The following is a 12651-nucleotide window of genomic DNA, read 5'->3' as shown; positions in this document are numbered from 1 at the left end:
GATTTATCTCTGATTCGGTATTGAGCTGTAGCACACAAGTTAACAGAATAACGTGTGCGCTAGCTTAAAATCTGGCGAGATGTTGAAACAAAAGCTAAAGCAAGAATAGGGTTGCCAAACCAAGGAAAATAAAGAATCCGCCGGTGTCGGTGATCGCGGTAATAAGCACACTAGAACCCACGGCAGGATCACGGCCAAAACGCATCATGGTCATCGGGATAATGACACCCATTAACGCCGCCATGAGTAAATTTAGCACCATTGCCAGCGTCATGACGCCACCCATCGCTGCATTGTGGTAAAGCAAAAAAGTGACAATGCCCATAATGCCGCCCCAAACCACACCATTAATCAGCGCCACACCCAGCTCGCGTAGTAATAGGAATGAGACATTCCCTGCTTGAATGTGCTGTAAGGCTAGGGCACGAACGATCATGGTGATAGTTTGATTTCCGGTGTTACCGCCGATCCCCGCCACTATTGGCATCAGCGCTGCAAGCGCCACCAACTGCGAAATAGTGTGCTCAAATAAGCCGATGACGCGCGAAGCCACAAAGGCCGTACATAGGTTGATGGCCAGCCATGCCCAACGGGTTTTGACCGCTTTTGTTACGGGAGCGAAAACGTCTTCTTCGGCGCTCAAACCACCCATACGGCGTAAGTCAGTGTCGCTTTCTTCATAAACCACATCAACGATATCTTCGATGGTGAGGCGTCCCATCAGCTTGCCTTTGCCATCAATAACGGCAGCGCTGAGTAAGTCATCGCGCTCAAAGGTACGCGCTGCGTCTTCGTCATTATCTTCAGGATCAAAAGTGGCAGGGTCTTTGTCCATGACCTCACCAACCCGCGCCTCAGGTTTATTCAGCAAGACCGTGGTTAAAGACAGTTCACCGAGCAGACGATTAGTGCGGTCAGTGACAAACAGTTTATCCGTGTTAAGCGGAATGGTTCCTCGCATACGTAAGAAGCGCTGCACGGTAGCGAGAGAAATATCAGGGCGCACGGTAATGATTTCGAAGTCCATGATTGCGCCAACGGTATGCTTGCCGTAGCGAATAACTTCGCGAACCTGTGCGCGTTGCTCAGGCTCCATGGACGTCAAGAGACGCCCCATCAAATTGCGGGGGAGGTATTGTCCGAGATAAACCTGTTCATCAATATCGAGTGATTGCAGGGCCTTGAGTAACTCTTTGTCACTCATTTCGTCGATCAGGCTATCCCAGACGCTTTCGGAGGCTTCAACCAGCGTTTTGCCGCGCTTTTCTTTTCCAACCAAACGCCATAATGCATGTCTTTCTTCTGCGGGAAGTGCTTCTAGCGTATCCGCCAGGTCGGGCGCAGGGAGTTTATTCACCAGCGATTTTATTTCAGCTGTTTGGTCGAGAAGTTCGGGGTTGTTGAGCTGCGAGGGGTCTTCAAGCTTGCCAAGTATCCCTTCAGATAACGATTTATTATTGAGTAATAACTGGAGGATGCGGAAGCGATCTTCTGCGCGCTGTTTGACACTGTTTTTTGCAATGACGGGCATCGGAAAGGTAATTCCTTTTTCTTATAAATTATTAAGCTGCAGGTGGGAACTGGACTCTTAAATAGTAGCTGTCCGGCTAGGGTTATGTCCCTTTTTTATCCGTTGACGGTGATTCTGGGGTATTCATTTGCAGAGGCTGAGACTGTTCCGTTGGCGCTGGCGTCGCGTTTTCTTTTTTATCCTGATGATGGGATATCGCGCCAAAGGAAGCATAAACTAAGCGGCCAATCAAAATAAAGAAGCTGATTAGCAATACAATTTTGGTCATGTGGACGTTAGTGCGTCGTTTTAATTTATGAATATTCATCGCTGTCTAATCATCTCGTTTTAGAGATATCAGCCTCTGATTTAGGCATAGTCGGGCTCGTGCGTCAATCATAGGATATCGTGTGGTAAAAAAAATTCATACTATTAATGAGTTATCTCATCACGCTGCTTAACGTTTGATAGGGTAATTTTCGATGTTGAAAGCGTCTAGCATTTTAGTCGCTTTTTAAATGATGGTTTAACATTGGTTCAATATTTAACCTTTAGGTGTCATGAATGCTGAGTGCGTTTTACAGGATAAATCTGGATTAAGCATAATTTATGATTGAATTTAGTGTTTTTTGATCATTATCAAAAGGTAGAATGCACCGTTACATAATATTTCAGGCCGCTCTCAGATGTATTTCCATACAATGGGCTTGGGTTGACGTTCTGAACTCCAAAGGTTGAGTTCAAAAGAGTGATTAGGAAGCCACTTTTCATTATCATTGTTTTTTCATCGGTCTCTATTTTATAAATTGCTTTAATGACCGTGTTAGAACATGTAGCAAGGAGTGACCTCGGGACCTATTGAAGTCTAATCCATGAGCCAATTACAACATCTACTGCATCGTTTGAATTATTGGTGGGGAATTCCCCTGCTTTTTACCCTTGTATTATTACCCTTTAGCCTTTCTGCATCTCCCCATCTCGTAACGGGTGATGGCGTCGTTTATCTTTTATTCTTACCCATGGCGATTTCACTTTCGCTGTTAATGATTTTTAGCTGGCGTGTGATGCCAGCATTAGCCGTTGTTTCCTTCGGCCTTTATATTCATAAAATAGGCTATTTACCGGGGGCGCTGGTTGCCACCGCGCTTATACTTTCTCTGGGTATTAGCTGGTACGGTTTCCTGAAACACGTTGGGCGGCGTTGGTCGTGTGGCTTTGGCCGCATGCAAACCATGCTGCCGCGGCTGTTTTGGATGGTGGTTGTTTTGCCGCTTATCTTCGTGATGCTGATTCAGATTATTGTTGCTCTCGGCATTTTTGAACCCGTTGAAAAAATGGCCGCATCAGCTCCGTTTTCCATTAGAACACTGATTGGCTACCAAGCATTGGTACTTGCCTGTCTCGCTGGTGTTCCTGCGTGCTATTACCTTTTACGTGTTGTTTTTAAACCGCGTTTTCTGCGCGTTATTGTGAATCGCTGCCGTAAGGAACTCGCTAAAGGGGTCACTGCATGGGAGATTCAGATCTGGTTGTTGCTGCTGGTGGCGATGATAACCGTGCTGGTTATTCCTGCTACTGATGATGGTAGTATTTTTTATACTGACTATACGTTAACCCTATTGCTGCCATTAATGCTCTTTGGCGCGATGCGCTATGGGTATCAGCTCACCAGTTTGGTGTGGTCAGCCTCGGTGATCACGTTACTTTTAAACTATGACGGTTTTGTGCAATGGAATAATTTGGTTCATAGCCTTGCGTTGATCATGTCAATGATGGTGATGTTTACGCTGACGATTATTCTGATGGCAGCAGTGAATACGCGCCAGCGTCGGCTATATGAAAAGACTCAGCGGGCATCAATGATCGATCCCGTGATTCAATTGCCTAACCTTCGTTGCCTACAATATGATTTGCAGCAGCATGAACGCTCGGTTGTTTGTTTTCTGCGTATAGCGAATCTTGACACGCTTTGTCGCACGTATGGAATGCAGCTTAAGCTTGAATATAAGCAACGGCTAGCCTGCATGATTAAAAAGGTGCTGGCGTCCGACGAAGATGTATACCAGCTCCCGAGCTATGATTTGGTGTTGCGTCTTAATAACCGGAATGCGGCTGAAACACTAAAAAGCCTCAATGATGCAATGAAATTATTCCGTTTATTGTGGAATGGTTTACCGTTGCGTTTGCACTATGGTATTGGCTATTGCACGGTTCGCCAGCCGTTTGCTCATATCTATAACGTGATTGGTGAATTAAGCTCTATGGCTGAGCGTTCTTTGATTACGGGGAATGCGGAATCCACTCACCTCAATGCGCAGAGTTTGCAGCAAGGTATTCATAGCAAAGTAGCGATGCTGCATCATATTCAGCAAGGGCTGGATAAAGACCGGTTTATGCTGATGGCTCAGCCAATTGAAGGGTTTCGCGGTGACCGTTATCACGAAATTTTGCTTCGCCTGCTCGATGAAGATGGCAATATCATCATGCCCAACGATTTCTTCCCAGTCGTGGCCGAATTTGGCCTGAATTACGATGTTGATTTCTGGGTGCTGGCTCATGCACTTGAATTTATTAATTTGAACCGTGAGCGTCTTCCAGCTGCGTGCTTCTCGATCAACCTTACCCCTTCAACGCTGGCTAGACCAACGTTGGTGCAGGATATTTCCCGCTTATTGGCTCAGCATCAGGTTGAGGCCTACCAGATTATCCTCGAAATAACAGAAAGTAATATTACACAGCCTAAAGAGCTCACGGCAAAAACGCTATCGCAGCTTCGTCAGATGGGATGTCGAATTGCTATCGATGATTTCGGCACTGGTTTTGCCAGTTATGATCGTTTAAAGAATATCGAAGCGGATATCTTAAAAATTGACGGTAGCTTTGTCCGTGAATTGATCGATAGCCCAATCGATCAGCAGATTGTCTCGGCAATGTGCCAGATTGCGCGTCTGAAAAAGCTTTCAGTGGTTGCAGAGTACGTCGAAGATGAAGCACAGAAGTTTCAGTTAAAAGCACTGGGTGTTGATTATATTCAGGGTTATCTGCTAGGAAAGCCGCAACCTCTCGCTTCTCTCTAAGTTAAACCATAACTCAACGAAATCTACGTTTTATGGCCGTCAGTGTTTTCTGACGGCCATTTTTGTTTCTTAAAAAATTAACTTTTTGATTTATATTAATTTTATTGGTCTGAGTTTAACGGTTTAATGGCCATATATATTCTTTTTTTGCGTTCAGTGTTGGTAGTGTAAAATTCTTTGCATGGATTACTTTTTGAACAATCATCCGCAGAGAACACCACTCTAAGGGGCAATTTATGTATGGTGATACTCTTAAAATGCCAAATCATTAACTGGTCTGCCAACTTTCTCTGGATGATGATTCCGCAAGTGAATTTAGCTCTTGTCTTTTACCTGCCAGAACGTGTTTACTTATCCATGTAGTCGCCATATAACGTCAGCTAATAACTTATACAGTAATCATCTGTCGGGTGGTGTAACCCACACCAATGGCTTTTCTCAGGGGAAGTCAGGGTTATGAAATCAAGGCAGAGCGACGTTTATGTGTTGATGTGAATTATGAAGTTACGTAGAAAAAAGCGATCGTCCTAAAACGCTATTTTCTTCTGTCTGCATACCTCTCATCTGTAAGGATATTTCTCCGCGGCTCACTATTCGATTGAAACTCTTTAAACTGTTATAAGGCAGCACGACATCTCATTATGACTCATCGTTTAACTTCCAAAGATATCCTGGCATTAGGATTCATGACCTTCGCGCTGTTTGTTGGCGCAGGTAATATCATCTTCCCTCCGATGGTAGGGTTGCAGTCAGGCGAGCATGTCTGGATTGCGGCTATCGGTTTTCTTATCACCGCAGTAGGTTTGCCTGTTATCACCGTTGTCGCTTTGGCGAAAGTCGGCGGTGGTATCGATGCGCTGAGTACGCCAATTGGCCGTAAGGCGGGTTTGCTGCTGGCAACTGTTTGCTACCTCGCCGTGGGGCCGTTGTTTGCGACTCCGCGTACGGCAACCGTTTCTTTCGAACTGGGTATTGCCCCTCTGACCGGTGACGGCGCAGCGCCATTGCTGATTTATAGCTTGGTGTATTTTGCCTTAGTGATCGGCATTTCTCTGTACCCGGGCAAATTGCTGGATACCGTTGGGCATATCCTCGCTCCGCTGAAAATTGTTGCGCTGGCCGTTCTGGGTATCGCTGCTGTTCTGTGGCCTGCCGGTTCTCATGTTCCAGCGATTGAAATTTATCAGCAGGTACCATTTTCCAGCGGATTCGTTAATGGCTATCTGACAATGGATACGCTTGGTGCCATGGTGTTTGGTATCGTTATCGTTAACGCGGCGCGTTCCCGTGGTGTAAGCGATAGCCGTTTGCTGACGCGTTATACTATTTGGGCAGGTCTGATCGCCGGTATCGGCTTAACGCTGGTTTACCTGAGCCTGTTCAAACTGGGTTCGAGCAGCGGTGAGTTGGTGCCAGATGCGCAAAACGGTGCGGTGATTTTGCACGCCTATGTTCAGCATACCTTTGGTGGTATCGGTAGCCTGTTCTTAGCCGCGCTGATCTTCATTGCTTGTATGGTAACGGCGGTTGGCCTGACCTGTGCGTGCGCCGAATTCTTCGCGCAGTATTTACCATTTAGCTACCGGACGCTGGTGTTTATTCTGGGTCTGTTCTCTATGGTGGTATCGAATCTGGGCCTGAGCCATTTGATTCAAATCTCCATTCCAGTTCTGACCGCGATTTACCCACCGTGTATCGTGCTGGTGGTGTTGAGCTTCACTCTGCGCTGGTGGAATTCCGCTCCGCGCGTATTCTCGCCGGTAATGGTGATTAGCTTGGTGTTTGGTATCTTGGATGCGCTCAAAAGCTCTGCGTTGTCTTCCCATATGCCTGCATGGACAGAGCATTTGCCGCTGGCAGGCCAAGGGCTCGCATGGTTACCACCGTCATTAGCGGTTCTGGTTGTGATGGGCATTTATGACCGCACCATGGGCGCGCGTAACGTCGCGGTGCATAACTAAAAATGGCTCCAGACGGAACTCATTACATATTTAGATAGTGTATTCAGAAGTCCGTGCATTTATAATCAAAAAATATGAGTTTATTTGCAGCACGGGCGTATAACGCCCGTGTTTTTTTTGACAGGTACTAACGGGTAATTTTTGTATGCAACAACAACCCAACCAGCTGAAACGTGGGCTTAATACGCGTCACATTCGCTTTATGGCGTTAGGCTCTGCCATTGGTACTGGACTGTTTTATGGCTCCGCGGATGCCATCAAGATGGCGGGGCCGAGTGTTTTACTGGCTTATCTGATCGGCGGCGTTGTCGCCTTTATCATCATGCGTGCGCTTGGTGAGATGTCGGTTAATAATCCTCAGGCCAGCTCTTTTTCTCGCTATGCGCAGGATTATCTGGGCCCAATGGCGGGTTATATCACCGGATGGACCTACTGCTTTGAAATTCTGATTGTTGCGATTGCCGATGTTACCGCATTCGGTATCTATATGAGCGTCTGGTTCCCCGCGGTTCCGCATTGGATCTGGGTGCTCAGCGTTGTGCTGATCATCGGTGCGGTTAATCTGATGAGCGTGAAGGTGTTTGGCGAGCTTGAGTTTTGGTTCTCCTTCTTCAAGGTCGCTACTATCATCATCATGATTGTAGCGGGTATTGGTATCATCTTCTGGGGAATTGGAAACGGCGGCCAACCTACCGGGATCCACAACTTGTGGAGCAACGGCGGATTCTTCAGTAACGGCTTTATAGGGATGATCTTCTCACTGCAGTTGGTGATGTTTGCCTATGGCGGGATAGAAATTATCGGTATCACCGCGGGTGAAGCTGAAAATCCAAAAGTGTCGATTCCTAAAGCCATCAACTCGGTGCCGCTGCGAATTCTTGTGTTCTATGTGGGCACGCTGTTTGTGATTATGTCGATCTACCCGTGGAATCAGGTGGGCACGCAGGGAAGTCCGTTTGTGCTGACGTTCCAGCATTTGGGGATCACCGTAGCAGCCGGGATTTTGAACTTCGTGGTGATTACAGCATCGCTGTCCGCGATCAATAGCGATGTGTTTGGCGTGGGGCGAATGCTGCATGGTATGGCTCAGCAAGGTCATGCTCCGAAGATTTTCTCTAAGGTTTCACGTCGTGGTATTCCGTGGGTAACGGTATTGGTGATGGTTTTAGCCCTGCTGATTGCGGTGTATCTAAACTACATCATGCCTGAAAATGTCTTCTTGGTGATTGCTTCGCTGGCGACGTTTGCTACCGTCTGGGTATGGATTATGATCCTTTTCTCTCAGATTGCGTTCCGCCGCAGCCTAAGCGCAGAGCAGGTTAAAGCGCTGGAGTTCCCGTTACGTGGTGGAATATTCACCTCGGTTATCGGTATTATTTTCCTCGTGTTTATTATTGGTCTGATTGGCTATTTCCCAGATACTCGCGTATCGCTTTATGCCGGACTGGTTTGGGTTGTGGTGTTGCTGGCGGGCTATTGTTTTGTGAAGAAGTCAGCTAAGGCAGCATCGCATGACAAAGAAAAACACATCGCTAATTAAGCCGAATATTGCCTAAATAAAAACGGAGCCAAATGGCTCCGTTTTTTATGGCGTAACCGATGTCGAAGTCATATCAACCTAAACGGATATTTCTGCCTGATTCTGCATTTGTTGTTGGTGCTGAGACTTCATGGTGCTCTTCATCGCGCTCTTCTCGTCGAGACTCGCGCACGCTGAGAATTAGGGCTTCACGAACGTCATGTAAATCGCTAGTGAGTTGAGAGTAGCTTTGAATATTTTGGCTGGCGAGTTTACTGATATCGACATCGGCAGAGTGCAGACTGGTCATCAGGATCAGCGCAGACAAAAATGGCATCAGATGTGCCCTTAGCTTGCTAAGGCAAAATGTACTGAACAATTTCCCCTCCGTTGACTTGAATAAATGGAGTGCTATTGATAACAGGTTTTGATTGGAAGGGAAGGGGGCAGACATTTTTGGCCATGTTTGACATCGTTCCCTTACCTTCAGAAACAATTCTGTGAGGAAATGTCAGCTGAAGGTAAGGGATGTGTGAATCTTAGTTTAGCTGCGTATGGCCTATTGCTCGCATGTCATTGCCGGTCGGGGTTTGATGCACGCGCAGCCCGAACTCGGAAATAATCGCGAAGGTGTGATCAAAAATATCGGCCTGAATGCTTTCATACTGCGCCCACACCGTTGTATTGGTGAAGGCGTAGATTTCCAGAGGCAAACCGTCAGACGTTGGCGCAAGCTGGCGAACCATGAGCGTCATGTCTTTGCGGATCTGCGGGTGCGCATTCAAATAGGCAATCAAATAGGCGCGGAAGGTGCCTAAATTTGTCATCCGTCGACCGTTTAGCGGTGAGCTGAGATCGGCATGCAACCCGTTGTTATAGGTTTTGATCTCTTGGGTTTTGGCATCGATATAAGGTGCCAACAGCGCACTTTTCATCAGCCGTTGATGCTCTTCATCTGACATAAAGTGAACGCTGGTGGTATCAATATTCAAACTGCGCTTGATTCGACGTCCACCAGACTCTGACATGGCACGCCAGTTGATAAAAGAGTCAGAGACCAGCGCATAGGTTGGGATCATGGTGATGGTATTGTCAAAGTTGCGTACTTTGACCGTCGTCAGACCAACGTCAACAACGGTACCGTTCGCGCCATATTTGGCCATTTCCAGCCAGTCACCCAATTTAAGCATGTTGTTTGCTGAGAGTTGAATGCCCGCAACTAAACCTAAAATTGGGTCTTTAAACACGAGCATGAGCACCGCAGCCATGGCACCCAGGCCGCTAATTAGCAGCAGCGGTGACTGTCCTATCAGCAGTGAAATCATCAAAATACCAATGATGATTGCTGCAACAAGTTTCAGGCTTTGGAAGATACCGCGTAAAGGCAATTGCTCTGCAATCGACATGCTGCGCGTGAGATCGAGCAGGGTATCCAGCAGTGAAAAGAATGAGAGCAGTGCGTACAGCATCACCCACATTTGTGCGCAGATAATCAGGGCATCGCCCGCGTCAGTGCCGGGATGTAACCAGAGCACCGCTTGAATATTGACGATAACGCCTTGTAACGTAAAGGCTACGCGATGAAAAAGCTTATGCTGGGTGATCACTTTCAGCCATAGCATTTTGCTGTGTTGACCGCGCTTTTCTAAGCGAGAAAGTAGCACCCGATGCAAAAGCAGATGAATGATGACCGCGGTCACCATAATGAGGCCAATAACAAGAATAAGCGAAGTCACATGTGTGAACTCGATTCCATATTGTTCAAGCCATCGTCTCAGTGTGTTGTGCATTGAGCTTCCCTTTTCTTTCAAATAATTTGACGCAATAAGCTGACATAGGCTAACGACTTGGCGTTTTCAGTCAACCAAAAGCGAAACAAAGCACCAATATAAACATCATCATCGCTATCCTCCCCCCCGCTCATCCCTACAAAAAACAGTTATAGAGGAGTGAGACAGAACGGCAACGTGGCATGCTCAGCGTTAATAATTCGTGGGGGAGAATTTTATGTTGTTTGCCTGGCATCTACCGGTACCACCGTATGTACGTTATCACGCAGAGCATCTTGAGATTCGTCTTTTGGTGCAGGGAGACGATGAGCTACCGCAGCAGGTTATGTTGAGATGTGAGCCCGATAATGAGGAGTGGTTGCTGACGATGCAGCCGGAAAAACAGGGCAGTTTTACCTGCTATCAGGCGGATCTCACGCTGTTGGCTGGTGAGGCCGTGCGTCGCTACTGTTTTAAATTTCTCTGGAACGACCGGCAGCAATGGTTTGGGCCACTGGGGTTCAGCGTCGTTCCCCCTGCGCAGGTGGAGCAATTTGCGATAGAGATCCCAACTCATTCGCCGGAGTGGGTTGCCGATCAGGTTTTTTATCAGATCTTCCCCGATCGTTTCTCGGCAAGCGGGCAGGATCATACGATAAAAAATGACAGCTACTATCACTATGCGGTGCAACGCAAGGTGATACGTAAAGAATGGGACGAACCGTTAACAGAAGAAAATGCCTCTTCCACTTTTTACGGTGGTGATTTGGACGGTATTGTTGAACGTTTACCTTATCTACAGGGAATTGGCGTTACGGCTCTGTATCTTAATCCGATCTTTACCGCCCCCAGCAACCATAAATATGACACTGAGGATTATTATCAGGTCGATCCCTATCTTGGCGGTAATGACGCTTTAGTGCGCCTACGTGAGGAAACGCAAAAGTTGGGCATGCGCCTGATCCTTGATGGCGTGTTTAACCACACGGGTGACACTCATCCGTGGTTTGATCGTTATCAGCAACGAACGGAAGGCGCATTTTACGATCCTGCCTCCCCCCATCGTCTGCGTTTCACGTTTACCGCTGATGGGCGTGTGCTTGATTGGAAAGGAAACTCAACCTTACCTAAGCTCGATTTTTCGAGTCAGGCTGTGGTGGATAGCGTGTATCAGGCGGACGATAGTGTGCTGCGGCACTGGCTGAGAGAGCCATATCAAATCGATGGTTGGAGGCTTGATGTGGTACATATGCTGGGGGAAGGAGGGACTGCACGGGGTAATTTACATCATCTTGCTGGGATGTATCGTGCGGTGAAAAATGAAAACCCTCAGGCTTATGTGTTTGGTGAGCACTTTGGTGATGCGCGGCGTTGGCTGCAAGCCGGTGTGGAAGATGGCGCAATGAATTATATGGGGTTTGCCCTGCCGGTGCGTTCGTTTTTAGCCGGTGTAGATGTGGCTTATCAGCCGATCCATCTTGATGCTCAGCAGTGTGCCGAGTGGATGAACGGCTACCGAGCGGGCTTATCGCACACTCAACAGTTGGATATGTTCAATCAACTAGATAGCCATGATACCGCACGCTTTTTAACGTTATTGGCCGATAAGCCACAGCGTATGCGTATGGCGCTGGTTTGGCTTTTCACTTGGATTGGCGTGCCGTGTCTCTATTATGGTGATGAAATTGGCCTTGATGGCGGCAACGATCCGTTTTGTCGCAAACCATTCCCATGGGATGAATCACGCTGGGACGGTGATTTATTGGCGTTAACTCAGCGGATGACCACCTTAAGACACCAAAGCAGCGCATTACGGCGCGGTGGATGCATGGTGGTTCATGCACGCGCTGATACGCTGGTATTTGTTCGTCAGTATGAAGATGAAATACTACTCATTGCGCTGCAACGAGAGGGGGAAGGACTCTGTGTTTTACCTCATTCGCCAATCATTCCGGCTGGCAGTTGGGAAAAAGCCAACGGTGAGGGGAAATTGGTTCGAGAGGCCGATTATATCGAACTGGCTTTGCCTCCCGAAAGTGCAACCGTGTGGCGATGGGCGGCAGCCTAATACAATCTTTAGGTAATAAAAAAGCGGCCAATTGGCCGCTTTTCTCACATTGCTAACTGAATTACAGTTTAGCAGCGTTTTCAGACAGGTATTTAGCGACGCCGTCTGGAGAAGCGCCCATACCTTCTTGGCCTTTTTCCCACTGAGCTGGGCAAACATCACCGTGCTCTTCATGGAACTGCAGCGCATCAACCATACGCAGCATTTCATCGATGTTACGGCCCAGAGGCAGGTCGTTAACAACCTGGTGGCGAACCACACCTTCTTTGTCGATCAGGAATGAACCGCGCAGCGCAACGCCTGCTTCTGGGTGCTCAATGCCGTATGCCTGCATGATTTCGTGTTTGATGTCAGCAACCAGTGGGTACTGAACTTCACCGATGCCGCCATTGTCGACAGGGGTTTTACGCCATGCGTTATGAACGAATTCAGAGTCCATTGAAACGCCAACAACTTCAACGCCACGGGATTTGAATTCTTTGTAACGGTGGTCAAAAGCAATCAGCTCAGAAGGACATACGAAAGTGAAGTCCATTGGCCAGAAGAAGACAACCGCTGGTTTGCCTTTAGTAAATTCTTTGAAGTTGAAGTTTTCAACGATTTCACCGTTGCCCAGTACGGCAGCGGCAGTAAAGTCAGGGGCTTGACGAGTAACCAGGACCATATTAACTCCTGTTAATTGTATGTTGGATGGATGATTAAATTCTTAGGTCGGGAGTCACTATACGTATTAAACGTTGGTGAATA

9 protein-coding genes are annotated in these 12651 nt (G+C 47.5%); 4 read left to right on the top strand and 5 right to left on the bottom strand.

Going from position 1 to position 12651, the window contains the following annotated elements:
* Positions 1 to 94: 94 nt before the first annotated feature.
* Positions 95 to 1531: a magnesium transporter gene (gene mgtE / locus U0008_RS16255; RefSeq protein ID WP_043495051.1), complete on the bottom strand. Its 1437-nt coding sequence runs from the start codon at positions 1529 to 1531 to the stop codon at positions 95 to 97.
* An 82-nt stretch (positions 1532 to 1613) separates the two neighbouring features.
* Complete coding sequence (locus U0008_RS16250; RefSeq protein WP_043495048.1) at positions 1614 to 1838, bottom strand: YfgG family protein; 225 nt, start codon at positions 1836 to 1838, stop codon at positions 1614 to 1616.
* Between the two features lie 544 nt (positions 1839 to 2382).
* Here U0008_RS16250 and U0008_RS16245 point away from each other — a divergent pair.
* The 3 genes from U0008_RS16245 (at position 2383) to proY (ending at position 8088) form a co-directional block, all read left to right on the top strand.
* Positions 2383 to 4587 (top strand): sensor domain-containing phosphodiesterase, encoded by a 2205-nt coding sequence (locus U0008_RS16245; RefSeq protein ID WP_043495045.1) that lies wholly within the window; start codon positions 2383 to 2385, stop codon positions 4585 to 4587.
* A 641-nt stretch (positions 4588 to 5228) separates the two neighbouring features.
* Positions 5229 to 6548 carry a branched-chain amino acid transport system II carrier protein gene (gene brnQ / locus U0008_RS16240; protein ID WP_040044325.1) on the top strand — a complete coding sequence of 440 codons (1320 nt, stop codon included), beginning with the start codon at positions 5229 to 5231 and terminating at the stop codon, positions 6546 to 6548.
* Positions 6549 to 6693: 145 nt separating this feature from the next.
* Positions 6694 to 8088, top strand: a complete 1395-nt coding sequence (proY, locus tag U0008_RS16235) for a proline-specific permease ProY (RefSeq protein WP_043495043.1) — start codon at positions 6694 to 6696, stop codon at positions 8086 to 8088.
* Positions 8089 to 8161: 73 nt separating this feature from the next.
* On the opposite strand, the gene U0008_RS16230 is transcribed toward proY, so the two are convergent.
* Positions 8162 to 8404: a hypothetical protein gene (locus U0008_RS16230; protein ID WP_043495042.1), complete on the bottom strand. Its 243-nt coding sequence runs from the start codon at positions 8402 to 8404 to the stop codon at positions 8162 to 8164.
* Between the two features lie 202 nt (positions 8405 to 8606).
* A complete protein-coding gene (locus tag U0008_RS16225) occupies positions 8607 to 9857 on the bottom strand; it encodes a mechanosensitive ion channel family protein (protein ID WP_025800050.1) in 1251 nt (416 codons plus the stop codon).
* A gap of 217 nt (positions 9858 to 10074) precedes the next feature.
* Between U0008_RS16225 and malZ the strand changes: the two genes are divergently transcribed.
* Entirely contained in the window at positions 10075 to 11904 is a 1830-nt protein-coding gene (gene malZ / locus U0008_RS16220; protein WP_043495040.1) for a maltodextrin glucosidase, read from the top strand.
* Positions 11905 to 11965: 61 nt separating this feature from the next.
* On the opposite strand, the gene U0008_RS16215 is transcribed toward malZ, so the two are convergent.
* A complete protein-coding gene (locus tag U0008_RS16215; RefSeq protein ID WP_004847724.1) occupies positions 11966 to 12568 on the bottom strand; it encodes a peroxiredoxin C in 603 nt (200 codons plus the stop codon).
* Positions 12569 to 12651: the final 83 nt, after the last annotated feature.

The organism is Hafnia alvei (genome assembly GCF_034424155.1).
Lineage (GTDB): Bacteria > Pseudomonadota > Gammaproteobacteria > Enterobacterales > Enterobacteriaceae > Hafnia > Hafnia alvei.
This window is presented reverse-complemented; position numbering and strand designations above follow the sequence as displayed.

Excerpts from the sequence above, each read along its gene's own strand:
- mgtE (WP_043495051.1), bottom strand. The coding sequence starts at position 1,531 with ATGCCCGTCATTGCAAAAAACAGTGTCAAACAGCGCGCAGAAGATCGC.
- U0008_RS16250 (WP_043495048.1), bottom strand. The coding sequence starts at position 1,838 with ATGAATATTCATAAATTAAAACGACGCACTAACGTCCACATGACCAAA.
- U0008_RS16245 (WP_043495045.1), top strand. The coding sequence starts at position 2,383 with ATGAGCCAATTACAACATCTACTGCATCGTTTGAATTATTGGTGGGGA.
- brnQ (WP_040044325.1), top strand. The coding sequence starts at position 5,229 with ATGACTCATCGTTTAACTTCCAAAGATATCCTGGCATTAGGATTCATG.
- proY (WP_043495043.1), top strand. The coding sequence starts at position 6,694 with ATGCAACAACAACCCAACCAGCTGAAACGTGGGCTTAATACGCGTCAC.
- U0008_RS16230 (WP_043495042.1), bottom strand. The coding sequence starts at position 8,404 with ATGCCATTTTTGTCTGCGCTGATCCTGATGACCAGTCTGCACTCTGCC.
- U0008_RS16225 (WP_025800050.1), bottom strand. The coding sequence starts at position 9,857 with ATGCACAACACACTGAGACGATGGCTTGAACAATATGGAATCGAGTTC.
- malZ (WP_043495040.1), top strand. The coding sequence starts at position 10,075 with ATGTTGTTTGCCTGGCATCTACCGGTACCACCGTATGTACGTTATCAC.
- U0008_RS16215 (WP_004847724.1), bottom strand. The coding sequence starts at position 12,568 with ATGGTCCTGGTTACTCGTCAAGCCCCTGACTTTACTGCCGCTGCCGTA.